Raw genomic sequence first — 25,203 nt, forward strand, 5'->3', positions numbered from 1 at the left:
GGATCCGTGTCCCTTGAACAGATGATTTCCGTGCTGTCGGACAAGATAGACCACCACCACTACGGCAAGTACCGGGGCTTGGTGGTGGACAACCGGGACCCCGAGGGGCTCGGACGTCTAAAAATCAGGGTTCCCAGCGTACTGGGCCCGGACACCGTCACAGGGTGGGCCACGGCCTGCGTGCCCTTTGGCGGGGACGCGAACCAGGGCCTGCTCTTTGTGCCGGAGGTGGGGGCCGGGGTCTGGGTGGAGTTTGAGGAAGGGAACCTGGAGTTTCCCATCTGGGTGGGCACCTACTGGAGCAAGCCCGGCGGGGAGAGCGAGGCTCCCAAACCCGTCGGCACCGACGGCGCCGACGAAGGCGAGGTACAGGACCCGCCCACGGCCAAAATCATCAAGACAGCCAAGGGCCATACCCTTCAGTTTGAAGACCGGGACGGCGACGAACGGGTCACCCTGGTGGAGGCCGGGCACAACCATGTCCTCACCATGGACGGCAATGGCATTGCCATCACCCACGGCACAGGAGGCCACAGCATCACCCTGGCCGAGGGCGACATCAGCATCACCACCGCCTCAGGGGCAACGGTGACCCTCACCCGGTCCGGCGTGTCCGTGGACGCCGGAGCCGGAACCGTGGAAGTCAAGGGGAGCGCCGTAAGACTCGGCTCGGCATCGGCCCCCGTGATCCGCATCGGGGACAGTGGCATCGGCAACCTGGGCGCCCCGGTGGTCATGGGCGTCACCAGCAACACCCAGGTGTTTGCTTGAAGCGCATCGTAGCGAGCCGGTTAAAAAGCAGGCCTCCGGCGGCGAGGTGAGCCACCTCGAAAGCATATTGCCATTGCGCTGTGCCCTTCGTTCCTCAGGGCAAAGCGCAATGGCCTTCGGCTCGGGCTACGCCCGACATAAACGTTGATGCTCTGTGCGGGCTGCCTCACAAGCTTCGACGTCACAGGATACGTTGTCGCGCCTCCGGTAACGCTGGTTGACTGGTGACAGGCCGAAACGGGCGCAGGCGGATTCCTCGGGGGAAATCATATGTGCCTTTGATGTCAATTGACCTGAATCTGTTTTTTTAAACCTGTTTGTTAAACTTTTTAAAAGTTTAGCCCCCGGCAGGGCCGCCGGAGGCTTGTTTAAACCAGGTCATTCACGTTTTTCTATGTTTTAAGGAGAGTGCCATGGGGCTTGGGCCCAACCATGAGATTGCCACAACCGAATTCATCAACGCCATGCGCGCCCGCCTGGAGCGGGAAGACGAGAGCCTGGGCAAGAACATGGACGAGCCCGCGGTTCGTGAGAACATGGGGGCCCTGGCCGAGGCGGTCTACCGCATTGTCACCGCCCACACCGACGCGATTTCATCCTCCCAGGAGGATCCTCCGTTCTGGGAGTGGGTGGACCAGACCCACCGCTGGCTGCAGGCACTGGCCCAGTGGCAGAAAGGGGTGGCTGAGGCCGTGGACCAATGGGCCGCAGACACGCCAGCAAACCTTCAGCTCAAGGCCGACCTGGCTGCCCTCCCCCAGCCGGGTGAGCTCCCGGATCCCCCCACAGCCCTTAAAGGACGCCTCGCATGACCGTCCGCACCGCCTTTGGGTTTCCCTTTTCCGTCACCAAGGCCGGTGGCCTCACCGCCACAGGAGGGGACGAAGCCATCCGGGGAAAGATCATCCAGGTCCTCTTCACGGCCCCCGGCGAGCGGGTTCGCCTGCCCGAATTCGGCTGCGGGCTCTTCAACCTCGTCTTCGAAGGCAACAACCCGGTGCTGGCCGCGGCCGTGGAGTTCACCATCGGCCACGCCCTCATGCGGTGGATGGGCGATGAGATCACCGTGGAGGGCGTCAACGTCTCCCACCAGGACGAAACCGTCACCATCGAGGTGGCCTACACCCAAAAGCAGGACCAGACCCGCCAGGCCGTGCGCGTTCATTTTAAATAGTAAAAAAAACGAGTAACAATTCAGCCCGAAACAGCCTCCGGCGGCCCTGCCGGGGGCCAAACTTTTAAAAAGTTTGACAAACAGGCATTACGAATGCCGTGGACCGGCCGACATCATGCAAAGGTTTTCGGGGCATTCGCGTGGGGTGTGGCATATGGCAATCGACTTTTCAGGAGAGACCCATTCCATTCTCCTGAAAGCCTGATGAAGGGCATTGGTGATTTGCTTGACTTTAAAAGGGAGAACTCCGGCGGATCGCTTTCAAAAAAAAATTCGGGAAATAACATGGCAGAGATAAAGGTCACAGGACAACACCAGGTGGTGGATTACATGGCCCGGGACTACGACTCCCTTCTGCGGGCCATGCAGGAGCTTGTCTCGTCCAGGTTGCCCGAATGGCGTCCGGGTGAGTCTGAGGCGGATTTCGGCAACGTCCTTTTAGAGCTCTTTGCCCACATGGGGGACATCCTCAGCTACTACCAGGACCGGGTGGCCACCGAGAGTTTTCTCTCCACGGCCCGCACCCGCCGAAGCGTCATCGACCACCTGAAGCTCATCGGGTACAGCCTGGCAACGGCTTCCCCGGCCTCCTGCACCCTGGAACTCTCCTTTCCGGCGAGCTGCCGGGCCGTCATTTCCATAGAAAAGGGCCACGCCTTTACCACGGCCAGCGACAGCGGCGCCCCCAGCGTCCGCTTCGAATACACCCGGGACACGCCCCTTGTCATCGACTGCGCCGCCCTGGCTGTGGACCCGTCCACCCAGCGGAAACACCACCGAAAAGACCCGGTCACCGGCACGGGCGGGGTCCCCGTGGAAGAGGGCAGGCTTGTGAAAGAGGAGCACCTGGGCCTCTCCGACGGGGGACGGAACCAGCGATTCCCCCTGGGCCGCACCGGCCTGATCCTCCGTGCGGCCGGGACCTCCGGCAAGCGACACCGGGACATCCTCGTCACCACCCGCCTGGGGGACGCCGTCACCGAATGGACCCTCCAGGAGAGCCTTGCCTTTAGCCGGAACAACCAGAAGGACTATGTCATCGAAATCGATGACCGGGACCGGGCCACCATTCTCTTTGGGGACGGGGCCTTCGGGGCCGTGCCCGAGAGCGGGGCCGAGATCACGGCAACCTACCGTGTTGGCGGCGGCATCATGGGCAACGTACCCGCTGGAGCCATCCGGCATCTCCACGCTGCCCGGATCAACGTGGTCATCGTCATTCAAAGTGAGGCAGCCACAGGCGGCGCGGACCGGGAGAGCATCGAGCATGCCGTTATGCACGCGCCTTCGGTCTTCCGCTCCCTGAAGCGGGCCGTCACCGAAGAGGATTACAAGGCCCTGGCCCTGAACCTCAAGGGAGTGGCCAAGGTCAAGGCCGTGGCCGACAGCTGGAACCGGGTCACCCTCCACGTGGCCCCGGAGGGCGGAGGCCGGGTAAGCGATGTACTGGAAGAGAGCCTCCTGGCCTATTTCGAAGACAAGCGGCCCGTGACCACCCTGATTCGCATTGAAGATGTCACCTATGTCCCCGTCTGGATCTCTGCCGAGATCGGGGTCGAAAGCCATTACCCCCGTGAAGAGGTCAGGGATAAAACCCTTGCCGCCGCAGGGGCGCTCCTGGCCCTGCCCCGGGTGGACTTCGGCCAGACCCTCTACCTCAGCAAGTTCTACGAGGCCATGGAGGCCGTGGAAGGGGTGGCCTTTGTGAGCATCGACGAGTTCCGCCGGGAAGGCGAAGCGCCCGGCACGGTGGCGCCCTCGGGCAAGCTCATCCTTGAAGACCACGAGATCCCCGTAGTGCCTGACGGCAACGCCGACTACGCCCACGGCATGCGTCTCCGGGTGGACGGGAGCCGCTGATGCGCCTTGAAGACCTCCATGGCGAAGCCACCGCCGAGGGCAACGGCATCCGCCTCACCTGGACCAACCCGGATCCGTCCGGCCATGCCGGTGTCCGCATCGTGCGCCGCACCGGTACCTACCCTGTGGCCCCCGATGACGGGGAAGTGGTCTTTGACGGCCCTGCCCCCGGTGCCCAACCGGTTCAGGGCGAAAAACTCCGGCACGCATTTACCGACGCCCCCTTAAAAGGGGAAACCGTTCACTACTACAGCCTCTTTCCCTTTGGGGGCTCTCCGGTCCGATATGCCGAGGCCCCCGGTAACCGCTGCCACGCCATGGCCACCTCGCCCTTTGGCTCGGCCCAGATGATGTACGACCTCCTCCCGAGGATCACCCACCGCTACGACACCACCGTACCCGATGCCTCGGCAGGTGTGCCGACAGCCCTTGAAAATGCCGGGCAGCTTCGGCGCTTTCTGGAACTTCCGGGCAGCGTCCTCGACCAGCTCCACAGCCACGCCAGGGCCAGCCTGGCCCTTCACAACCGGGACAGGATCGACGGCAACCTCTTGCCCCTGCTGGCTCGGTGGATCGGCTGGCAACCCGACTACCGCCAGGAACTCGACACCCAGCGCAACGAGGTGAGGAGCGCCCCCCACCTCTACAAGACCGTGGGGCTGGTTCCCACGGTGGAAGCCACGGTAAAACGGCTCACCGGCTGGGAGAGCCGCACCAAGGAGTTTGTCCACAACATCTTTTTGTCCAACACCCCGGAGCAACTCATGCTCTGGTACACCGAGCGCGATGCCTCGGCAGATGGCGGCAGGGGAAGGCCCCTTTTTCCGTGAACGCCGCCTTTGACGGCAGGCCCGTGTCCGCCACGCATGAAGACCACGCCACCTGGGTCTTCTCCCATGTAATCAGGAAAAACCACTGCCATATCTGGGGAAAGCGCCACGACTCGGAAACAGGCTGGGGGGCGAGCCTCCCTTTAAGCAGCGGCTCCAGTTTAGATAGGGACCCTTCAACGGCAAGCCAGGGGGACACCCTGTGGCTCTTCTGGAGTTCCCTGGACACCCCTTCAGGCACATGGCGAATCTGCTTCCGCAGGCTTTGCAATGGTCGCTGGTCCGATACCGAGGTGTTCACGGACACCCGCAGCCAGCGCAGGCACCCCGTGGCCGTATCCGACGGCACCAGGCTCTGGCTCTTCTGGCAGGAGGAGCATCGCCAAAGATGGCAAACCCGATACACCCTGCATGACGGACATGCATGGCAACCGGGCCCCACCGCCGTTATGCCAGGTATGCCCTCCTCACCGGCGCCTTTGGCACATCCCCCCACGGCCTGTTGCCTCCCCGGGGACACCGGCCCGCGCTTAGGGTTTTTCTGGGCTGAACGAGTGCACGGCCCGGGAGATACCCCAAAACAATGGCGCGTCATGTACCGGTTCAAGGAAAGCATGGATCCCCATGACACCTCGGACTGGGGCCCTGTTCTCTGCAAACCCTGCGCCCCGCACCGCATCGGGGAGTCCGACCCCGCCCCTTTGGTGGACGACACAGGGCGCCTCCACCTCTTTTTCAGCTCGGACCATGGAGGCGACCGCTCCGTCCGACAGGCAACATTCCATGGGGACACCGGCAGCTGGGTGGAATCCGAAGGCCCCCCCGCCTCCCCTTATACGGAACGGTTTCCCTGCCCCCTGGACCTTTCAGGCACCCTGACGGTCCTGTACCGGGCCTGCAAGCCCCTGAAGCACAAGAGTTCTGTCTACAGGGCCACGGAAACCCGGGACCTGCGCTGTTGCGGCAGCGTGGCGGCCGTGGCCGGACACACGGCAAAAAACGCACGGCACGGAAGCTTCGAAGATTTTCAGACCTACACCTGCGACACCGGGAAGAACGGCAGGATGGACGACACCACCTGGTACTCCCGGGAGACCCTGGGCATCTACCTCACCCCGGACCGGGAAGACCCCGAGCACATCCTGACAAACCGCAACCTCCTGAACGGGGTGATCCACCGGTTTCTCCCCATCCAGGCACGCCATGTCTTCATCATCGAACCGGCGGTGTACGCGGAACACATCTACACCTACGACGACCCCACGGCAGAAACGCCCCGTGTCATCGACGACGGCACCGAGGCCAGCCTGACCACGGTGAACCGGGAGCACCTTCCGGGGGTCACGGATCACCATACCGACAGAATCCCCCAATGGCGCAGGCTGCGATCCTGGGGCCCTAAAGCCCCCGGTGGCGGAAGCGTCAAGACCTCGCCCCCCAAGGAAAACATCCACATCAGGACCTGGCACACCGGCCTCACAGGAGATGACGATCCATGGAACAATTAGGCGGTCAACTCAAGGGTATCTACCGCGATATTCTCAAGGACGGCCAGGGCCGCGTCCTCTCGGACAGCGGCTGGTCCTCCAACACCATCGCCCGGCAGTGCCGGGTTCTCCTGGCCGGGTTCATGAAGGGCGACGCCTCGGGGGGCATCCACCATCTCGCCTTCGGCACGGGCCGGGCCTCATGGGACCAGGACGGTCCCCCGGCACCCGATCCGTCGGCAACGGACCTCATTGCCCCCTGTCCTCACCCCATGCCCCTGAACGCCCTGAACCTGATCTATCTGGACGAGGACAACAACGAGGTGGCCACACCCACCAGCCGGTTGCAGATTACCGCCATCCTGGAACCGGGGTACCCGGCCCCCGGGACTCCGGAGGGCACGTGCCCCCTGCGCGAGTTCGGCCTGTTCGGGACCTTTGACGGGACGTACTTCATGATCAACTCCATCCGGCACCCGGTCATCCACAAAGACGCATCAGCGACGCTGATTCGAAAGATCCGATTACACTTCTAACGAGGATGCGAGCATGGGCAATTTTTCACGAAACACCTTTGATCGGCTCAACCGTTACGTTGGGGTCCGCCTGCAGCAGGGTGTTCCCCTGGTGGACGCGGACTGGAACGAGCAGGAGGATATCCGCAAATACGAACTCCAGGCCTTTCTCAAATGGTTCGCAGGCAACGGCGTTCCCCAGGGCAACGACGGCTTTGAAATCCTCTCGGCCTCGGGCAGGCAAAACGATTTTGTTATCCGGGGGGGCGACGGCACCGCAGAAGGCGCGGGCCGCTGCCTGGTGGAGGGCATGGACGTCATCAACGTCTCCAACATGCGCTTTACCCACCAGCCCCTGTTCAACGACCCGGCACAGGCAGAGCGGTGGGGGGTCGATCCCGTCGCCCCCCGACCACCCCCCGCAATGTCCGCGCCGACACGGTCTACCTGGATGTGTGGGAACGGGAAGTGGACAGCGATGAGGACGGCGCCCTGGTCAACCCCGCCATCGGCCTGGAGACCTGCGTGCGCCTGAAGCGCGAATGGGCGGTGCGCGTGGCCGAAGGGAGCCTCTTTCCGCCCAACCCAGCTGCGGGTCACGCCTTCTACCCCATAGCCCGCCTCAACCGCCCGGCGGGCAGGGCCACCATCACCGGAGATCACATCGCAGACCTTCGGGCCACCGGGATTCGCCTGACAAACCTTTCCGAAGAGATCCGGGACGCCCGGGGCATCAAGGGCAACATCGGCAACCGCCTTGACGAGTCCCTCACCAAGGGAGGCCAGCTCCGGCACCATGTGGTGGGCAACGACCAGGTCCGGTCCGACGCGGCCATTGATGAGTCCAAAATCGCCTTTGCCGCAGGCGGCCACGACCACAGCGGCGAAGACAACGGCAAGCCCATCGGCACCGAAGGGCTTGCCAACGGTGCGGTCACCCGGAAAAAGCTGGGCATCGACCTGGTGAACAGCGGCAGTGTCATGGACCTGATGCCCGAGCAATCCGTCACCCAGCTGGTGGAAGCCAACGTGGATCCCCTTGTGGGCATCAAGAAACTCTACATGCAGTGCGTGGCCATCACCGATGTCACGGAGGCGGGCAAAGCCGAGGTGAGCAGCGAGTTCATCTACACCTCCCGGGAGGACCAGAATGCCTACGACGTCAACATTCGCTTCACCAACATCCGAAACGGGCCCAGCAACGAAAAGGTCGACCTCATGTGGTACGTCTACACCTTTGCGGAGGACTAACACCCCATGCCCCAAAAAAAATTGATCTGGAAAGCCTTTGAGCGTGCTGGTATCCTGGATTCCAAAGACGAAAAGATCCTTAAATTTCTCGATTTTCTCAAGCACACCCCGGCGTCCTGCTGGATCGAGGTGATCCCCGAGTTCCGCAAAGACCACGAGGCGTGCTTTGACCCCATTGTGCCGGTGCTGGTGGAGATAGACGACCCCCTGATCCAGAGCGTCCTCGTCAAACACGCGGACATGTCCCAGCCCAGGGAGCGTGCCCTGGTCCGAAAAATAGCCGATGCCGTGGACCCGGAACGCCACCCGACCCTCATCAAACAGCTCGCCCGATTCAACGACCCGGAAACCAGCAGGCGCCTGCAACGCAAAAACCTGCCTGCACCCCTGGCATCGTTGATTTCAAAATAGTCGGTCCCAAAAGCGTACCTCCGGCAGGGCCGTCGGAGGCCTTTTTTGAGCTGAATAGTTACCACAATCACGTTTATTCTCCATTGGTCGCCCTTCGTTCGGGGCGCCGCCGTCGCGTGGCCGTTGGTTCGTGCCGCCGCGGGAAAAGGCGGGCTCCCGTACCCACCCGGAAGTACAGGGTTAGGAGGGGATGGGGAGTGCGGGGGGAAGGTCCCCGGCTCCCCGGGTCCTCCGAAGGGACGATGCGCTGGCGCCCCGAACGAAAGGCGATCAATGGATCAGGAGCCTTGATGTCTTCTGTGTTTTCCATCCGCGGAACCTACCGGGACACGCTGGTTGACGCAGGGCGCCGGGTACTGCTTGACGGCGGCTGGCGGTCCAACCAGATTGTGTCCGGATGCTTCACCCTCCTTGCCGCCCTCATGAAGGGGCATCAACAGTCGCGGGGAATCCTCAGCCTTGCCGTGGGCACCGGGGACAAAGGCTGGGACGGCCAGCCGCCTGTCCCGTCCCCACAGGACACGCGCCTTGCCCGTGAGTGCTGCCGAAAAACCCTCAGCCCGTCGGACCTCGCCTTCCTCGATCCGGACAACCGCCCGGTGTCCGAACCCACCAGCTGCCTTGAAATCAGCGTCCGTTTCACCGCAGGGGAGGTGGGAGGCAAAAACGGACTCCGCCTCAGGGAATTTGCCCTCTTCGGCGGAGACGCCACGGACGAAAAGGACAGCGGGGTGATGATCAACCGGGTGATCCACCCCCGCATCGACCTTGCCCCCGGCACCACCCTGGTCCGCACCCTCCGCCTCGATTTTTCCGGAGAATCGTTCCAGGAAAAGGCATTGGGGACCTTCGGGGCGTCTCTGCCCCTCCAGGGCATCGACGGCATCGGCAAGACCTATGAGGCTGCCCTCACGGCCAGGGGGATCCGCACCCTTTCCGACCTTGCCCGGGTGGTCCCCGGCGAGCACACCGATGCCGTCCCCTCGGGAAAGCTCCTGGAGTTCCGCACCAAGGCGCGCATGATCCTGAATTTTCCCCCGTCTCTGTCCGCTCTCTCCGGTACGGCCAGCCGCCCCCTGGGCGACCTCATAGCCGGGCCCCCCGAGGCCCTGGGCACCCTGTTGAAGACGTCCGAAAACACCCCGGGGAAGGCCCTGGAGCTGCATCAGGCCTTGATGTCCCTTCAGGTGGCCATGACCGACGATGCCTTGAAATCCATCACCATAAACGACCTGACACCCCCGTCAGGGAACTGATCCCGTCCCCAGGGAGATCCTTTTGACACCCAAAACACGCCGCCGTTCCAAGGGCACACGCTCCCCGAGCCATGCCAAAGACACGCAACCACTCGTTGCAGCTCACGGACCCACCGATGCCCGTGAACAGGTAAGACGATGCCTCGGAAACAGAACCATGGAGGCCATGGCCCACCACAGCCATCCCCTTGCCTCTGAGCTGGGGGACGGGGCTCCCCTGAGCGGAGAGGTCAGGGCCCGCATGGAGTCGGCCTTCAACGCCGATTTTTCCAACGTGCGCGTCCACACCAGCGCCCGGGCCGCAGGGGTGGCAAAAGCCCACGACGCCTTTGCCCTCACTGCAGGGCAGGACATTGTCTTTGACACCGGCACCTACCTCCCCGGACATCCGGCAGGAAAGGTGCTCCTGGCCCATGAGCTGGCCCACACCCTCCAGCGGGAGTCACAGCCGGAACCCAAGGGGCACCCACTCCCCACCAGGCATGAGGCAACCGTGGAGGCTGAGGCCAACCGCCATGCCTTCGGCGCCTTGAAAACCCTCTGGCACGGTGTCCGGGATATCTCGTCCCATGTGGCTCGTCACGCAGGGCCAACCGTTCGCTCCGGCATCCGGCTCCAGCGATGCACAAGAGCTCCACCCGCCCCTCCAAACCCGCCCGCCTTTGTTCGGGCCCCACTCACCGGGAGGCGCCCAAGCGGATCAAGGACATCATCGAGTCGGGGGATTGGTTGAACAAAGCCCTGGTGGCCGGGCCCCTGGTCACCCTGTTCACCAGTACGCCCCTTGAGGTGGCGGCCACCGGTGGGTACCCCCTGGACGTGCAGGCCGAAGCCGTTGCCGCGGTACCCGTCATTGTCCGTGCACAGATCCAAAGGGAGATCGTCCGGCTCCTGACCCGGCACGGAAATGACCTCACCCACGAGGAGCGCAGGTACTGGGAGCGCATCTACGACCAATGCATGTAATCATTGAACCCTCCGAGCCATGCCTTGCCTCCTGGGACCGCCGCGTCTCGCCCACCCTCACCGTCCTCGGCAAACGCATCCCGGTTTTTCATGCCTTCGGGACCTTGGGGGCCGGTGCGGCCCTCCTCCTTGCCACGGGGCTGACCCGTTGCCTCGGCCTCTCCCTGAATGCCATCCTCTTTCTCATGGGCCTTGCGGTTTTCACCTTCTGGATCCACAGCCTCGCCGTAAAAATCCTGACCCTGAAAGAGACCTTCGTCTACCTGCGCCATGTGGTGACCCTGGTGCCCGTCCTTCTCCTCTCCGGCATGGCCCTCGGCCTCTCCTCTTCCCTGGCACATGCCGAAGTGGTCATGCTGGCCGTGGGCCTGCTCCAGGCCACGGGGCGCTTCGGGTGCTTCATGGCAGGGTGCTGCCACGGCAGGCCCCATGGCTGGGGCATCTGCTACGGAGATGCCCATGTTGCCGCAGGATTTCCTGCATACCTAAGGGGTGTCCGACTCTTTCCGGTCCAGGCGGTGGAGGCCTTCTGGGGCTTTTTGTGCGTGGCCACAGGCTCCGGCCTGCTGCTGGCCGGTTTCCCCCCGGGCAGCGGCCTCTCCTCCTACCTCGTGCTCTACGGCCTGGGCCGGTTTTTCCTGGAATTCTACCGAGGGGATACGGCACGGGCTTTTCTGGGCCCCTTCTCCGAAGCCCAGTGCCTCAGCATGCTGCTCATGCTCGGCGTCCTCCTTGCTGCAGCCACCCAGGCCATCCCGTTTTTTTCCTGGCACGCCCTGGCCTTTGCCGGGCCAGCTTCTGCAGGATGCGTCCTGGCCGTAAGCCCCTCGCACCGCCAGACAGCCCGCCTGTTTCGCCCGGCCCACGTCAAGGAGCTGGCCGCACGTCTTTCATGGTTTGGCGAGGAGGCAAAGGACCCCTCCCCGTCCGACGGGACGAGCCAGCCCGCCATCGTGTTGACGGCCACGGGCTCCGGTATCCGGATCTCCACCGAATCCCTTGCCCACGAAGGCAACCCCATCTCTTACATCGCCTTCTCCTCCCAGGACCACGTTCTCTCACATCATGACGCCCGCAGGCTCGCCCGCCTCTGCCTGAGGTTGGTCAAACAGCCCGCCGCCCTCCTGTTCGAGGGACGGCCGGGAATCTTTCACTTGCTTGCAGGAAATCTTGCCGTCATTTCAACCATGGCCGACACCAGCAGGATCCCCTTCACTGAACCGTCTCGCCAGAACACCCGGGCAAAACACCCGTAAAGGCTGAAGCGGCCAGTCTTCGTCTCTTTTCCGGGCACCCCATGGGCACGACCGCCATCGGCACACCATGAGCCGATGGGGGAACGTGCCTTTTTTTTCGCGAAAAAGCGTGCCATAGTAGGTCATCGGCGCCTCCCGTCTCTGCCGACGGCCATGGCCATCCTTAGTTCACCGTTCTCAAACACACCGGATAGCGATGAAACGATACCTGACATCCGCAGCCTCATACATCCTGGCCCTTGGCCTGTTCCACCTGGGGGCCACCTTCTTTGTCCGGGGGAGCAACCTCTTTCTCCTGGAAAAAACCAGGGCCATGGCCAAAGCAGGGCTCCTTGCCCTGCCCAAGCCCGGTCACCCAGCCGCCCCTTGCCAGCTGGGAGGCGGCCCTGTGCGGGGCGATATTTTTCACGGTCACCTCCGGTGCCTTTGTCCTTGCCAGTGCCCTGGTGGCCCCACATTCCTTTACCGACAAGGGGTTCTCTCCCGAAAACAGCCACACACTCACGGACTCTTTCTGGTAGGCTGCCTTCTCAGCCTGGGAATCCGCTCTGAAACCTCTCCCCTTCTCCTGGGCACTATCGGCGCTTACCTCGTACTCCTGCCCGCAGGACAACAAGCCACCGGGCCCCGTTTTAAGCCCTTCTCTTCCATGCCCTGATTCCCGTCACCCTTGCCCTCTGCATCGCAGGAACCCACATGGTCCTTCCCAGGGGGTTGTTCAGCGGCTTCCGGGACGCCTTTCTCTTCGACAACCCGGCGGGGAACGCGGTGCGTCACTTTTACTACACCTACACCCTCTTTCCCGCCGAGGCCTTTAAAGCCATGTCCCAGAAGAGCCAGCTCACCGTGAACGTCGAAGGAGAGAGCCCAAAGGCCCATTCCGCCATCGAGCGCCTGGGGCACCTGTCCCTGCCCGGAGGGCCCACGGATTACACCCTGAAACGTGGCCGGGACGCCGTAACCCTTGCAGCGCCCGGGGCGACCCGAACCGTTGCGGCCCGGGACCTTTCCGCGAGCCCGCCAAGGCCTTCCGGGCGTTTTCGGCAACAGCCGATCCCTTTGGGCCGTTGCGCAGCTTCACCTGGTTTTCCCTGCTCACGGCCTTTCCCCTCTCTTCTGTCCTTCACACCTCGGCAGCTCTGGCCCTGGGCTTCTTTTTGCCATTGCCCACGGCAACGCGCGTCGCCACCGTGACGGTGGCATCCTGCGCGCTCCTGTTCGTGGCCCTCCTTGCCGTGGGGCTCTCCCTCCCGGACAGCACCACCCGGGCCCTTGACGCCCTTTCCCGGACAAAAACCCACAAAGCAACCGCCGGAGAGGTGATCTCCCGGGCGGCCGCCCACCCCAGCGCCCTTGTAAGGTACCGGGCCGCCCTGGCTGCGCCACGCATCCGGGATCCCCGCCTCAGGCGACACATCCTCACCACACTCTCCCGGGACCCGGACACCAACGTGGTCTGCCAGGCCCTGGGAGCCATGGGGCAGACAAAGGACAGCACGTACCTCATCCCCCTGGGAGAGGCGGTGGGCAGCCGCCCGCAATCGTAGATTCGAATGGTATGGCTACCGGGCCATGGGGAGGCTGGGATGGCACCAGAACCCCAAATGACCAGAAGCCTTGTTGCCGCCTTCCTTGTGCTCCTGCTGGAGGCGGGCGGGCAAAGCCTTGCCCCCGTGGCCTCTCCCCTTGCCCTCATCCTTGTCCTTCGAATCGTCCAGGGCACGGTCATGGTTCTCCTGCTCAGGGACCGGTTTGTCCGGGGCGACCTGGGGCGACTCTCTTTCGAGGGCCTTACCCAGGCCACAAAACGGGGCGTCGCATGGTGCCTGGGGTTCGGTGCCGTTGTGGGGGCAGTGGCCCTGGTTCTCGCTGTTGCGGGCATCAACCCCCTGCACCTGGTCAGGATGCACCTGCCCCGGGATCCGTCCACCCTGGCCCTCTTCTTTGTCACGGGCTGCCTGGTGGCCCCCCTGGCCGAGGAGTTGTTCTTCCGTGGCATCGTGTACCGCCTGCTTCGCCCCATGGGGGTAATCCCGGCGGTCCTCATCAGCACCCTGGTTTTTGCTGCGGCCCACGCCATGCATGGGGTGGTTCCCGTCACACAACTGGCCGGGGGGCTTCTCTTTGCCGTCGCCTTTGAAAAAGAGGGTCACCTGGCCGTGCCCGTCATCATCCATGGGGCGGGAAACACAGCGCTCTTTACTCTTTCTCTTATATAAGGCATCATGGACGAAATTTGTCGGGCCCTAAAAAAAGGGGCCTATACGCAGATTACAGTCAGTTCAAAGAGCGGGCCGGAGAACCACAATAATCAGGGTTCCGGGTTGCAGGCGACCACCTGTCAGACTAAAAAAACGCAACCCAAACCCACATACCGACACATATCACCGTTGAGACGACATGCAGCAATTCGCCGCTACCCGGCCCCCTTTCCCCCGTCACGGTGACACAACGGCCTTAACGTCGTGCAACCTCGCCTTTTAAAGGCGTCACAACGATCACAGGTGATCCAAGTACTGAGCCATGCCACTTTTTGAATACAGCGCCCTCACAGACAAGGGAAAAACAACCACGGGCATCATGGACTGCGACAAGCCAGGCTGCCACCAACTCCAGCCAGGCATCTCTATCCGGTGAAGGTCACCGAAGTGTCCGACCGCATCACCTTGGCCGGTTCAACCTGAACCGCATCGGGGCCCTCTTCAGCCGGGTACGCCCCAGGGACCTCACTCTGGCCACGCGCCAGCTTGCCACCCTCATCAACGCCGGATTCACCCTGGTCTCTGCCATCGACACCCTTATCCACCTGGTGGAAACACCCCGCCTCAAGCAGGTCTTCTCCCGCATCAAGGACAGCATCGAGGAAGGGAGCAGCTTTGCCGAGGCCCTCTCCTCCTATCCGGGCATTTTTCAGCCCCGTCTTTATCAACATGGTCATGGCCGGAGAGGCGTCGGGCACCCTGGACGTTGTCCTGGAACGCCTGGCCGAGATCGGCGAACGCCAGCTCTCCCTGACAAACCGCATCCGGGCCGCCCTCACCTACCCCTTTCTCATGACCTGTATCGGGGTGCTTATCCTCTATTTTCTCATGACGATTATCGTGCCCAGAATGGCGGGGATCTTCAACGACATGGGCCAGGCCCTGCCGCTGCCCACACGCATTCTCCTGCGCAGCGGGGAGATCCTCGGTACGTTCTGGTGGGTTTTTCCCCTGCTGTTGATCCTTACGGTCGCCGCCTTCAGACGATTCAAACAAAAGGAAAAGGGAGCCATGCTCATCGACAGATGCCTGCTTCGCCTCCCCGTTGCCGGTGACCTTGTGCGAAAGGTGGCTGTCACCCGTTTCTCGCGCACCTTAGGCTCCCTGCTCACCAACGGTGTTTCCATGCTCACGGCCATGGACGTGGCACGGAACGTGGCGGGCAACCTTGTCCTTGCCGAAGCAGCGGCCGGTGCGGCCGGGGAAGTTGAAAAGGGAGGAGATCTGGGAGACGCCATGGGCCAGTCCGGGGTCTTTCCGCTGCTGGCCGTGCAAATGGTCAAGGTGGGGGAAAAAAGCGGCAAGCTGGAAGAGATGCTGGGGCGGGTGGCCGATGTCTACGAAGGAGAAGTGGAGTCGTCCCTGGAGAGCCTCACCTCCATGATCGAGCCGGTGATTATCCTGGTGATGGGTGCCACCGTGGGATTCATTGTCCTCTCCATCTGCCTGCCCATTTTTTCCATGAACCAGCTCATCGGATAGGGCGGACACAGCCAAACCAAGCCACAGACTCAAACGGTAAGACATTGAAACAATTGCGCCAGATCAAATCCACCGTCAAATCCCGGGGCGGCATCATCACATCCGTGTCGGCCCTTGTTATCCTTCTCTTCGTGTCCGCCGTGCCTTTTGCCATCAAGCATGGAGCGCTCTTCTGGCTCACGTCCAAAGGCATGGAGGCCCGCATCGACAATGTGGACGTAAACCTCTTTGCCGGCACCCTGGTGGTGGAAGGGGTACATCTGCGCGCCCAAAGCGGCGAAGCGTCTTCTCTGGATCGATTTGCCGTGAACCTGGCCATAACGGACCTGGTGCGTAAACGGTTGCGCATCCAATCCCTTCACATCGATGGGCTGGACCTTACGGTTCGACAAGACACGTCCCTTATGGCAGGCGGGTTCCCCATTTCCACCGGTGAACCCCATGCCGAGCCCCCGGCCAGTGACGACAAAGAAAGTAAAACACCCTGGCATGTGGGCGTGGATACCTTCACCGCACGAAACACCTCGGTGAACCTGTCCCTTCCCAAACTGGACCTGGCCATTGCCCTGGAAGACGCCTCCCTCACCGGCCTTTCCACGTGGAAGCCCGAGCAGGTATCACGCCTTGAGATCACCGGAGCCCTTAACAAGAGCCCCCTGCTCGTCTCCCTGGATCTTGTCCCCTTTGGCCCGGAAACCTCCGTGCAGGGCGGGGTCCAGCTCACCGACTTTGCCCTTTCGCCGTTTTCCGGGCTGGCTGCACCCCGGGTCGCCGCCCTGGAAGGCGAGCTGACCGTGGACACCCGCTTTACCATCACCCAAGCCCCTGAAGCCGGAACCACCCTCAGCCAGACCGGGACCCTTTCCCTCTCCCATGTCGGCGGCCACCTTACAGACCCGGCTGTCACCCTCCGGGATGCGGGGCTCACCTGGCTTGGGGATGTCTGGGTCGCCCTGGACAAAGACGGCTCCCTTAGCGATCTTCGCACCCTGGGTTCCCTGAGCAACGGCAAGCTTGATATCGCCTACCCCGAAGGGGGAATCCGTGTTCGCCACGAAGGCATTGTCTGGGACAGTGGTACAAGCTGACCCATCACGCAAGGACGGCCTTGCCGCCCGTGGCAACCTGAGCGTCAGGCAAGCCCTTGCCTCAGACAGCGAAACCGACGTGAAGATCGCCTCCCTGGCCCACTTTTTCGCCTACGATATCAAGGCAAAGGGCCTTGCCGACATCCGGGTCCCCCATATTTCCCTGAAAAAACTCGCGGCCCTGCCTCCCTTGTCCGAGATCGGCTCCGTGGACATCACCGGCATGGCTCTGGAAGAGCTCAGCCACCTGCGGGCCGAGACCTTTATCATCGACGATGTGGTCACCACCCTGGTAAGGGACCCGTCGGGACGGCTCACCTTCTTCAATACCCTCAACAGCCTGACGGCGTTCCACTGGGGCGACTCCGCCCCCGCTCCGTCCGAGGCCGAGGCCCCGGCCACCCCACCCCCGGCCCCCAGGCCCATCGTGACCGCAAAAATCAACACCTTCCGCATTTCAGGCTCCCCTTTCCTGCACCTGACGGACCGAAGCGTCAGGCCCGTCTTTGAAAAGGGAGTCACCCTTAAGCGGTTGGAAATTCAGAACATTGACACGGCAGCCCCGGACAAGGACCTCCCCTTGAGCCTCGTTGCCGAGCTGGACACCTACGAAACCCTCTCGGTCACCGGAACCGTGAGGCCCCTGGCACATGATGTCTCGGCGCACCTGGAAGCCCGGGTTGCCAACATCAACCTCTCCTCGCTGTCGCCTTACAGCTCCCAGACACTGGGCTACCTCATCAAACGGGGAAACTTTACTGCGGACTCCACCCTGGATATCGACGCGGGCATCCTCGACGTCAGAAACCAGTTGACCCTGCGCAACCTCAAGCTGGTCCCGGACGACGAAGATACCGCCCACCAGACCATGAAAAATCTCTCCATGCCCCTGGACTACGCCCTCTCCATCCTGGAGGACGGCAACGGCACCATCAGCCTCTCCATTCCGGTCCACGGAGACATCCACAACCCGGATATCAGCCTGAACAGCATCATTCAGGTGGCCATGACCAAGGCCATCACCACGGCCTCGGTCTCCTACCTCTCCTTCCTGCTCCAGCCCTACGGGGCCTTGCTCATGGTGGCTGAAAAAGCAGGAGAGATGGTCACGGAAATCCACCTGGACTCCGTGGGCTATGCCCTGGGAGCAACGGAGCCCAACCCGGAGGGCCTCGAATACCTCAAGGTGGTGGCCGGGCTTATGAAGAAAAAAGAGTTCCTGAACCTCACCGTCTGCGCCAACGCCGTGGCAGACGACCTCGCCGCCCCCGAGGCACCCAACGGGGAAACACCGGAAAATGCCGACGCGCCTGAGGCCCCGGCGCCTCCGGCACGGGAACGCTACATGGACCTGGCACAGCAGCGCGGCAGGGCCATCCGCCACATCCTGGCAAGAGAGGGCATCGCACCGGGGCGCATCCATGTGTGCCGCCCCGATTTCACCGTCTCCGCCCAGAAACAACCGGAAGCCGAGCTGACGCTCTAACCAAACTTTTCAGGTGGGATTAGTAGGGAATGGACAGGGTCAGGCCGAGGCAGGAGTCGGCCCCTTTGCGCTCGAGTTCGCCACCCCAGTGGCGCATTTCGTTCCAGAGGCTTTCGCGGCTCTGGCGATTCTCTTTCAAGGCACCAGTGTATGAGCCGTGGATGCTTCCGGAGTAGAACCCGAAGCCCACAAAGGCGATGAGTGCCCCCAGGGCGTTGTTGCCGTCGTCAAAACTCTCGGCAGCGGCCAGCCCCAGGGTGACATTGAGAAGAAAGGCCACGGCAGCATCTTGATAGCGGCCGAGATAGAGGTAACCGCCCCCGGGAATCAGGGCGAGGCCCCCTGCCAGGGCAGGTGATTTTTCGGGCAGGGCCTTGAACTGTTCCAGGCTGTTCAGGATGCCGTGGTACCCGCACTCCCCGTCCACATGGCCCGCGGTGGCTTTAAAGGCGGCTTCCGCCCGGGGCAGGTCCCCCATTTCCAGACGGGTCCAGGCCATGCGGGTAAGGATCAGGCGCTGGGCGTCTTCATCTCCCTGGGTTTCAATCCGAAGGTTGTTGAGGAGGATCACTCCGGCCGAAGGGTCCCCTGACCGGGTATGGCACTGGGCTTCCATCACCCCTGCTGCCAGGGCCAGGGGAGAGGCGTCAAACCGGGTACGAAAATCGGCAAAGGCTTTTCGGGCCTGCGGGTATTGCCCGCCTTCGTAGAGAGAAAGAGCCCTGCCGTAATGGGCGGCGGCCTGGTGATCGGCCTTGGGGAAAAAATGGATGAACCGAGAGAATTCCGCAGCGGCCTGGGGGTAGTCCCCTTGCTCAAACAGGCTGCGGGCGTAGGAGAACTGGGCGTCTTCATCGATGGTGAGGGTGCCTGCCACCGAAGCGGCAGCGGTGAGGCAGACAAACAACAGGCCGAGGAGGCCTGCCCAAACAACAGGGTACTTCATGGGGTTACATGGCTCCTTTGTCCATGGGTTCGGTTCAAGAACGGGCAACGACATGGCGTCTATTGTTACAGCCGGGCTCAGAAAAAGACAAACACTGCCTCCGGCGACAAGGTGTGCCACCTTTCAGTTTAATCCCACCCCTCAAAGTGCATGGGAAGCACAGGCTCTTTTTTCTCTTCTCCCCCGTCCTTCCACCAGAAATCATTGGCCGACACCGGGTCCCAGGCGTGTCGGTGTCCCCCCACCACCACCTGGGGCAGCCGCTTGGTATCGTTTCCCCCGCACCGTATCAACCGATCACAGCTGAGCATGGCGCCTTTGAGGGGGCCGTGCTTTTCCACGGCCTCTCTGGCATAACGGGCGCAGGATGGCACGTGGCTGCACCGGTTGCCGTCCGCCGACGAAATCACCGACTTGAACAGCGAGTAGATCAGGGGACTCTCCCCGCTGTCGGCAACGGCCACTCCCGGCGCGAGCAGGCAGATTGCCGCCAGGGCTATCAGGTATCTCCCCCTAAGCATGGGTCACCCGCAGTACCTCTTCGAGGGTGGTCTCCCCCTTCAGGGCCCGGTCGATGCCGTCCCGCCTCAGGGTAACCATCCCCAGGTTCACGGCCTCGCCCTTGATGAGGTTGGCGTCGGAGGTCTTGACCATGATGCCCTTGAGGTGCTCGTCCACTTCAAGGATCTCAAAGATGGCCATACGGCCCTTGTACCCGGTCTGGAAGCACGCTTCGCACCCCACGGCACGGTAAAAATTGCCCGCTGCGGCGCTCTCCGCGTCGATCCCGGCCCGCTTCAGCAGCTCGGGGGCGGGGTGAAAGTGCTCTTTGCATAAAGGGCAGAGCTTTCGCACCAGGCGCTGGGCGATGACGGCTTTGATGGCCGATGACAGGAGAAAGGGTTCGATGCCGATGTCCACGAGGCGGGTGATGGCGCTGGCCGAGTCGTTGGTGTGGAGGGTGGAGAACACCAGGTGGCCGGTTAAGGCGGACTGTACGGCGATCTCGGCTGTCTCCCGGTCCCTGATCTCCCCCACCAGGATCACGTCCGGGTCCTGGCGGACGATGGACCGGAGGCCCCGGGCAAAGGTGAGGTCGATCTTCCGGTTCACCTGGATCCTCCCGATCGCTGGTACTCGATGGGATCTTCGATGGTGATGATGTTCTTGTCCGGCGAGTTGATGGCCGAGATGATGGCGTAAAGGCTCGTGGTCTTGCCACTGCCCGTGGGCCCGGTGACCAGGATAATGCCGTTGGGGTTCTTGATCAGGCGCCCGATGGCCTCGTAGGTCTCCTCGCCCATGCCGAATTCGGAGAGGGTCAGAAGGGAGCCCGACTTGTTCAACAGTCGCATGACCACGCGCTCACCGTAGGTGGTGGGCACGGTGGAGACACGGATATCCACGTCGTGCTCGCCGATGCGCACGTCAATGCGCCCGTCCTGGGGAAGCCGTTTCTCCGCGATGTTAAGCTTGGCCATGACCTTGATACGGGAGACCAGGGCCGACTGGATCCAGCGCGGCGGCGTCAGCAGGTCGTAGAGGATGCCGTCCACACGGTACCTGATCTTGAAGCTGTCCTGGTAAGGCTCGATGTGGATATCGCTGGCCCGTGCCTTGATGGACTGGGAGATCACGTGGTTCACCAGCCGGATGATCTGAGACTCGCTGGTGTCGTCCAAGAGGTCGGCGGTCTCTTCCATGTCGGCCAGGATGTCGCTGCCGCTCTCCTCAATATCCTGGACCAGCTCTTCGGCCGATCCCCGGCTCATGTCATAAAAAGTATTGATGGCCGACAGGATCTGGCCGCGTGGGGCCATCACCTTTGTGACAGGCCCGCAGGCAAGGCGCTGCACCAGGTCGTCGGCTGCCTGAAGCGCGCAGGGGTCGTTCATCACCAGGCGGATATCGCCCTCCCCGCCCTCCGGCATCAGGGGCACCATGTAGTGCTTTTTTAAAAACTGAATGGGAACGGTCTCGGTAAACCCCGCGTCCATGCCAGCGGTATCCAGGGTTTCGAGCATCTCCATGGCGTACACCTCGGCAAGGACCGACAGGAACTTCGTCTCGCTCAGGACCTTTCGCTTCAGCAGCGCCTCTCCGTAATGGATGCCCTGGGTTTCGGCATAAAGGAACACCTCATCAAGGAGGTCCTCCTCCACGTTGTACTTGGAATGGATAAGCTCGGCCACCACCTTGCGGAAGGGGCTCACAGGCACAATGGACACCATCACTCGCCCCCTTGGTCATCCGAAGGCGCGTCCACCTGGGGTGCCTCCTCGGGAGGCTTGACTCCGTTGCCCTCCGGCTGGTCAAAGGCTCCTTCATGGCTTGCGCCCAGGGTGCAATCACCGCCTCGGTTCGGTCCATTTGAGCCGGCGATGTTTCCTTGGCAACCTCTGCCTCCTCGGCCTGGGCCTTCTCTTCGGCGGGCTCAGCCTCAGGCGGAATATCGGAGCGGCGGGATTTCTCCTCCAGGGCCCGTTCTTCCGCATCGTTGTAAAGCTTGATGTTGCCCTCGCGCAGGTCGTCGATACGCTCGCGCTTGTCCACCATGATGCTCTCGGCATCATGACGGCTGCTCACCACCCGGGGGGTGAGAAAGACGTAGAGGTTGGTCCGGCTGTCCGTATCGGACATGGCCGAGAAGAGGTACCGGATCACCGGGATGTCCCCCAGGCACGGCACCCTGTATTCGGTGGCGTTCAGGCTCTTGTCGATGAGGCCGCCGATGACGATGGTGCTGCTGTCTTCCACCACCACGGTGGTGTCCACCTTCCGCTGCAGGGTGCTGGGCTGGGACGACAAATCACCCAGGACCCGGCTGGTCTCCTGAAAGATCTTGAGCCTCACCCTTTTGTCCTCGCTCACCTGGGGAGTGATCTTCAGGGTGATACCCACATCCTTATATTCAAACTGGTTGTACTCGCTGTCCCCGCTGCTGGACTGGGTAAGATACGGAATCTTGGCCCCCACCACGATGCTGGCTTCTTCGTTGTCCAGGGTCAGGACCTGGGGGGTGGAGAGGATCTGGACGTTGGAGTCCTTTTTGTAGGCAGTGATCAGGGCACCGAGGGAGGGAAACTTCACCCCGCCCACCTCAATGGCTTCGCTGAAGACGCCCAGGGAAAACCCGTTGGGAAACTTGCTCACCCCATCGGTGGAGGCCCCGGCAAGGTTCCCCAGGTTGGAGAAGCCGCTGCCCCCGTCAAATCCGCCGCCGTAAGCAGCATCCCGCCCGTTGATGGTGGTGTCGTTGCCCACGGTCCACTCCACGCCCAGGGAGTGCTCCGCGTCCACGTTCACCTCCATGATCAGGCACTCGATGTAGACCATCTTCCGGGGGATATCGAGTTTCCGGATGATCTCCTCCAGAATCACGAAGTCGCTCTTTTCCGCCATGATGATGAGGCTGTTGGTGGCCTTGTCCGCGATGATGTTCACCCGGTCCGAGGCGATGGCCGCCTTTTTGCCCTTGTCTCCATTGGTGACCCGCCCTTGCTGGAGAGGTTCTGGAGCACCTTGGCCATGTCCTCGGCCAGGGCATTTTCCAGATAGATCACGTGGATGCGCTCCTTGCCACGGGGCACTTCGCGGTCCAGCATCTTCACGAGCTGGATGATCTTCTCCGTGGAGCCCTTGCCCGCCAGGATGATGATGGTGTTGGTACGCTCATCGGCCACAAAGGAGGCCTTGGACGAGGCCTTGTTCTTGGAATCCTGCTTGAAAACGTTGCCGAGAAGGGTGGTGAGCTGCCCGGCATCGGCGTACTCCAAGGGCAGGATGGAGATCTCCTGGCCCACCCCGGTGATGTCCACGCTGTTGACAATCTTCATAAGCCGGCTGATGTTGGAGGCTAGGTCCGTGATAATCAACGTGTTGGTGGGCTTGTAGGCCATGATGGAGCTGTTGCGGGAGATCAGCGGGGCCAGGAGTTTTTTGAGCTCCGTGGGGTCCGCGTACTTCAGGGGCACCAGCTGGGTGACGATGTTGTCGGAGCGGTCCGTGGCTTCGGACTTCAGACGCGTTGCCACGCTCTTTTTCTGGGCGTCCCGGGCCGGGATGATCTTCACCAGGGTCCCGGAGGGCACTGCGGAGAACCCGTAAACATCCAGCACGGATTCAAACACGTGGTAGGCCTCGTCCACGGAGATCTGTCCCGGAGAGATCACCGTCACCTTGCCGGTGACCTTGCGGTCGATAATGAAGTTCTTCCCGGTCATCTCACTGACGTATTTAATGAAGACACGGATATCCACATCGTTGAAGTCGATGGAGACGGTCTCTTCCGCAGGGGCCGGAGCCTCCTGGCTCTCGAACTTCGACGGACACCATGCGAAAAGAATTCCTGCCAGTGCATATGCCGCAACACATCTCATTGCCCTTTTCATACTCATCCTTGTCCGGTCCTTTTGGCGCTTCTATTCAATGGTATATTCAATGGTCTGTATCTGACCCATCCGCTTGATCTCGATTTTGACTTCGCTGGCCGACTTCAGGTTCCCGTAAAGGGACATGGCGTCATCCACCGACTCGATCTTCTGTCCGTCCACCCCCATGATGACATCCCCGTTTCGAATGCCCATCTTACGAAAAATCGAATCGCTCTTGATGCCGCTGATGGCCATCCCTTCGGGCTGTCCGTTGCGAAAATGGGGTTTAATACGGACATCTTTCATGAGGCTGCTGATGTTCATCATGGCGTCGTCAATGGTGTCCCGCCTCAAGTTCACCTTCTTGGTGATGGATGCAGGCGGCAGGTTCCTGCCGTTGCGGCCGGAAGCCCCGTTCCGGGTAGATTGCCCCGCGCCCTTGGCCGTCTCCATCATCAGCACCTCATCCCGCCCCTTGTAGCTCACCACCACGCGGTCCCGCAACACAAGCTTGATCACAGCCTCCTGCACCCGGTCTCCCACCTTGAACAGATCCTGCTTTCGTGTGACCTCGTCCTCGATGATGGCCCGGGTCACGGCATCGCCGCCCCCGGAGATGGAGCTTCAGCCGAAGGCGTGTCTCGGAGAGGCTCTCCACATCAATGGCCGCGGGCCCTGGCTTGTCATCCTTGCCGGGCACCACCAGATCGAAGAGGTTGCGGGTCAGGATATCCTCATAAAACGACAGGGGCTTTCTCTGCTGCTGGACAGCGGGCCCCGTGGAAACGATGCCCCCTCCCCGGCTCTGCGCCTCCGGCAGGCCGACCCGCGCTGTGACGCCCTGGTAAAACAGGCTCACGCTTACGGCCGCGATGGCCGACAGGAGAAAAAGGTGCACGGCTGTAAATGCTCTGTCCGTCATAACACTACCTTATCTTAGGGAGACCCTGGGATTTGCAAGGGTCCCGCTGATTCGAAGGGAAGTACGCCGCTTCAACATATTGGGGTCCACGAGCATGGACACGGGCAGGCGATCGGAGAGTTCCTTGACAAACCCGGGGTCGGGGTTCAGGGTGCCGCTGATGTTGATGCGACTCGATGCCGGTCGGCTCGAAAGGCTCACGGTCCCTTTGAGTTCGGCGTCCACCTCGGTGCCTTCCACGTGGATCCGGCTGAAGGTGACCTTGGGCCCGGCCACCTCCACATCCACCTCAACGGAGGCAAATTCCAATTTATCCAGGGGAATGAGGGGATCTTTCAATTCAACCGTCACATTGGACGGGTCAGCTGACCGTACCCTGGCCGCCTTGTCGCGGGAAAGATCCAGGGTACCGTCTCCCCGCCCTGTTACGGCAAACTCAATGGGAATCCGGTCTTTCAGCAGCGGCAGGACCGTTGAAAGGTCCATCCCCTCCAGGCGCCCCGCAACGCGGGTCCATCTGCCGGTGCCCAACTTGACGCGTCCATCGCCTGTAACCTTTCCACCGAAAATCGTCGCCTTCATCCCGGCCCCCGGCTGTGAGGTCACCAGGGTAAACAGCGAGGGGGTCACCCGGATATCCCGGACCGTCACCGGAGCTTTTCCCGGCAGGGTCAGGGCCGCTCCCTTGACCTTGAGCCCCAAGGGAAACGCCGGAGAGACGCCCTCCACGTTGACGGTGGCCGGGGCAAGCCGTTGGCGGGCATGGGCCTCCATCAGGTTCTCGGCAAACTCGCCCGGAAACAGCACCCAGAGAAACACAAAGAGGGACGCCAGGGTCCAGAGGGCGTAGAGAAAAAAAGTCTTCATC

The 25,203-nt window shown here is 62.0% G+C and carries 27 protein-coding genes and 2 pseudogenes; 22 read left to right on the forward strand and 7 right to left on the reverse strand.

Features of this window, described 5'->3' with window-relative positions; all coding sequences use genetic code 11:
- Positions 1 to 6 precede the first annotated feature (6 nt).
- From ACOYW1_RS18475 to ACOYW1_RS18580, 22 genes and pseudogenes are all read left to right on the forward strand, one after another.
- Positions 7 to 771, forward strand: a complete 765-nt coding sequence (locus ACOYW1_RS18475; RefSeq protein WP_482419222.1) for a phage baseplate assembly protein V — start codon at positions 7 to 9, stop codon at positions 769 to 771.
- A gap of 413 nt (positions 772 to 1,184) precedes the next feature.
- Positions 1,185 to 1,583, forward strand: a complete 399-nt coding sequence (locus ACOYW1_RS18480) for a hypothetical protein (RefSeq protein ID WP_482419223.1) — start codon at positions 1,185 to 1,187, stop codon at positions 1,581 to 1,583.
- The gene (locus tag ACOYW1_RS18485) at positions 1,580 to 1,945 is read left to right on the forward strand and encodes a GPW/gp25 family protein (RefSeq protein ID WP_482419224.1); all 366 of its coding nucleotides are present in this window, start codon (positions 1,580 to 1,582) and stop codon (positions 1,943 to 1,945) included. Before ACOYW1_RS18480 ends, ACOYW1_RS18485 begins: the two co-directional genes overlap by 4 nt.
- A gap of 285 nt (positions 1,946 to 2,230) precedes the next feature.
- Positions 2,231 to 3,805 (forward strand): baseplate J/gp47 family protein, encoded by a 1,575-nt coding sequence (locus tag ACOYW1_RS18490; protein WP_482419225.1) that lies wholly within the window; start codon positions 2,231 to 2,233, stop codon positions 3,803 to 3,805.
- The gene (locus ACOYW1_RS18495; RefSeq protein ID WP_482419226.1) at positions 3,805 to 4,635 is read left to right on the forward strand and encodes a hypothetical protein; all 831 of its coding nucleotides are present in this window, start codon (positions 3,805 to 3,807) and stop codon (positions 4,633 to 4,635) included. Before ACOYW1_RS18490 ends, ACOYW1_RS18495 begins: the two co-directional genes overlap by 1 nt.
- Entirely contained in the window at positions 4,632 to 6,143 is a 1,512-nt protein-coding gene (locus ACOYW1_RS18500; protein WP_482419227.1) for a hypothetical protein, read from the forward strand. Before ACOYW1_RS18495 ends, ACOYW1_RS18500 begins: the two co-directional genes overlap by 4 nt.
- A complete protein-coding gene (locus tag ACOYW1_RS18505) occupies positions 6,131 to 6,658 on the forward strand; it encodes a hypothetical protein (protein WP_482419228.1) in 528 nt (175 codons plus the stop codon). Before ACOYW1_RS18500 ends, ACOYW1_RS18505 begins: the two co-directional genes overlap by 13 nt.
- Before the next feature lie 13 nt (positions 6,659 to 6,671).
- Positions 6,672 to 7,172 carry a DUF6519 domain-containing protein gene (locus tag ACOYW1_RS18510; RefSeq protein WP_482419229.1) on the forward strand — a complete coding sequence of 167 codons (501 nt, stop codon included), beginning with the start codon at positions 6,672 to 6,674 and terminating at the stop codon, positions 7,170 to 7,172.
- Positions 7,106 to 7,888, forward strand: a complete 783-nt coding sequence (locus ACOYW1_RS18515) for a hypothetical protein (protein ID WP_482419230.1) — start codon at positions 7,106 to 7,108, stop codon at positions 7,886 to 7,888. Before ACOYW1_RS18510 ends, ACOYW1_RS18515 begins: the two co-directional genes overlap by 67 nt.
- A 6-nt stretch (positions 7,889 to 7,894) precedes the next feature.
- Positions 7,895 to 8,299 (forward strand): hypothetical protein, encoded by a 405-nt coding sequence (locus tag ACOYW1_RS18520; RefSeq protein WP_482419231.1) that lies wholly within the window; start codon positions 7,895 to 7,897, stop codon positions 8,297 to 8,299.
- A gap of 290 nt (positions 8,300 to 8,589) precedes the next feature.
- Positions 8,590 to 9,555, forward strand: a complete 966-nt coding sequence (locus tag ACOYW1_RS18525) for a hypothetical protein (RefSeq protein WP_482419232.1) — start codon at positions 8,590 to 8,592, stop codon at positions 9,553 to 9,555.
- Positions 9,556 to 9,712: 157 nt separating this feature from the next.
- Positions 9,713 to 10,288 carry an eCIS core domain-containing protein gene (locus ACOYW1_RS18530; RefSeq protein ID WP_482419233.1) on the forward strand — a complete coding sequence of 192 codons (576 nt, stop codon included), beginning with the start codon at positions 9,713 to 9,715 and terminating at the stop codon, positions 10,286 to 10,288.
- A complete protein-coding gene (locus ACOYW1_RS18535; RefSeq protein WP_482419234.1) occupies positions 10,285 to 10,521 on the forward strand; it encodes a hypothetical protein in 237 nt (78 codons plus the stop codon). Before ACOYW1_RS18530 ends, ACOYW1_RS18535 begins: the two co-directional genes overlap by 4 nt.
- The gene (locus ACOYW1_RS18540; RefSeq protein WP_482419235.1) at positions 10,512 to 11,777 is read left to right on the forward strand and encodes a prolipoprotein diacylglyceryl transferase family protein; all 1,266 of its coding nucleotides are present in this window, start codon (positions 10,512 to 10,514) and stop codon (positions 11,775 to 11,777) included. Before ACOYW1_RS18535 ends, ACOYW1_RS18540 begins: the two co-directional genes overlap by 10 nt.
- A gap of 196 nt (positions 11,778 to 11,973) precedes the next feature.
- Entirely contained in the window at positions 11,974 to 12,435 is a 462-nt protein-coding gene (locus ACOYW1_RS18545; RefSeq protein ID WP_482419236.1) for a hypothetical protein, read from the forward strand.
- A 38-nt stretch (positions 12,436 to 12,473) separates the two neighbouring features.
- Entirely contained in the window at positions 12,474 to 12,971 is a 498-nt protein-coding gene (locus ACOYW1_RS18550; protein ID WP_482419237.1) for a hypothetical protein, read from the forward strand.
- Complete coding sequence (locus tag ACOYW1_RS18555) at positions 12,968 to 13,324, forward strand: HEAT repeat domain-containing protein (RefSeq protein ID WP_482419238.1); 357 nt, start codon at positions 12,968 to 12,970, stop codon at positions 13,322 to 13,324. Before ACOYW1_RS18550 ends, ACOYW1_RS18555 begins: the two co-directional genes overlap by 4 nt.
- A 39-nt stretch (positions 13,325 to 13,363) precedes the next feature.
- Positions 13,364 to 13,996 carry a CPBP family intramembrane glutamic endopeptidase gene (locus ACOYW1_RS18560; RefSeq protein ID WP_482419239.1) on the forward strand — a complete coding sequence of 211 codons (633 nt, stop codon included), beginning with the start codon at positions 13,364 to 13,366 and terminating at the stop codon, positions 13,994 to 13,996.
- 314 nt (positions 13,997 to 14,310) lie between these two features.
- Positions 14,311 to 14,824 (forward strand): annotated as a pseudogene (locus ACOYW1_RS18565) (type II secretion system F family protein); the annotation flags it as partial.
- 351 nt (positions 14,825 to 15,175) lie between these two features.
- Positions 15,176 to 15,520 (forward strand): type II secretion system F family protein, encoded by a 345-nt coding sequence (locus tag ACOYW1_RS18570; RefSeq protein ID WP_482423760.1) that lies wholly within the window; start codon positions 15,176 to 15,178, stop codon positions 15,518 to 15,520.
- A 44-nt stretch (positions 15,521 to 15,564) separates the two neighbouring features.
- Entirely contained in the window at positions 15,565 to 16,608 is a 1,044-nt protein-coding gene (locus ACOYW1_RS18575; protein ID WP_482419240.1) for a DUF748 domain-containing protein, read from the forward strand.
- Positions 16,595 to 18,094 carry a DUF748 domain-containing protein gene (locus ACOYW1_RS18580; protein WP_482419241.1) on the forward strand — a complete coding sequence of 500 codons (1,500 nt, stop codon included), beginning with the start codon at positions 16,595 to 16,597 and terminating at the stop codon, positions 18,092 to 18,094. The genes ACOYW1_RS18575 and ACOYW1_RS18580 overlap by 14 nt, the downstream gene beginning before the upstream one ends.
- 19 nt (positions 18,095 to 18,113) lie before the next feature.
- Here ACOYW1_RS18580 and ACOYW1_RS18585 read toward each other — a convergent pair whose 3' ends face one another.
- The 7 genes and pseudogenes from ACOYW1_RS18585 to gspN form a co-directional block, all read right to left on the reverse strand.
- Entirely contained in the window at positions 18,114 to 19,040 is a 927-nt protein-coding gene (locus ACOYW1_RS18585) for a tetratricopeptide repeat protein (RefSeq protein ID WP_482419242.1), read from the reverse strand.
- A 128-nt stretch (positions 19,041 to 19,168) separates the two neighbouring features.
- On the reverse strand, positions 19,169 to 19,561 hold the full coding sequence (gene yidD, locus ACOYW1_RS18590) for a membrane protein insertion efficiency factor YidD (RefSeq protein ID WP_482419243.1): 393 nt from the start codon (positions 19,559 to 19,561) through the stop codon (positions 19,169 to 19,171).
- A pseudogene (gene gspE, locus ACOYW1_RS18595) lies at positions 19,554 to 21,271 on the reverse strand (type II secretion system ATPase GspE). Before gspE ends, yidD begins: the two are co-directional and overlap by 8 nt.
- Entirely contained in the window at positions 21,183 to 22,484 is a 1,302-nt protein-coding gene (locus ACOYW1_RS18600; protein WP_482419244.1) for a type II secretion system protein GspD, read from the reverse strand. Before ACOYW1_RS18600 ends, gspE begins: the two are co-directional and overlap by 89 nt.
- Positions 22,481 to 23,431 (reverse strand): secretin N-terminal domain-containing protein, encoded by a 951-nt coding sequence (locus tag ACOYW1_RS18605; RefSeq protein ID WP_482419245.1) that lies wholly within the window; start codon positions 23,429 to 23,431, stop codon positions 22,481 to 22,483. Before ACOYW1_RS18605 ends, ACOYW1_RS18600 begins: the two co-directional genes overlap by 4 nt.
- 30 nt (positions 23,432 to 23,461) lie before the next feature.
- The gene (locus tag ACOYW1_RS18610; RefSeq protein ID WP_482419246.1) at positions 23,462 to 24,010 is read right to left on the reverse strand and encodes a PDZ domain-containing protein; all 549 of its coding nucleotides are present in this window, start codon (positions 24,008 to 24,010) and stop codon (positions 23,462 to 23,464) included.
- 334 nt (positions 24,011 to 24,344) lie between these two features.
- Positions 24,345 to 25,202, reverse strand: a complete 858-nt coding sequence (gspN, locus tag ACOYW1_RS18615; RefSeq protein ID WP_482419247.1) for a type II secretion system protein GspN — start codon at positions 25,200 to 25,202, stop codon at positions 24,345 to 24,347.
- Position 25,203: the final 1 nt, after the last annotated feature.

The sequence above is a fragment of the Desulfoluna sp. CYM3A genome (genome assembly GCF_056829965.1).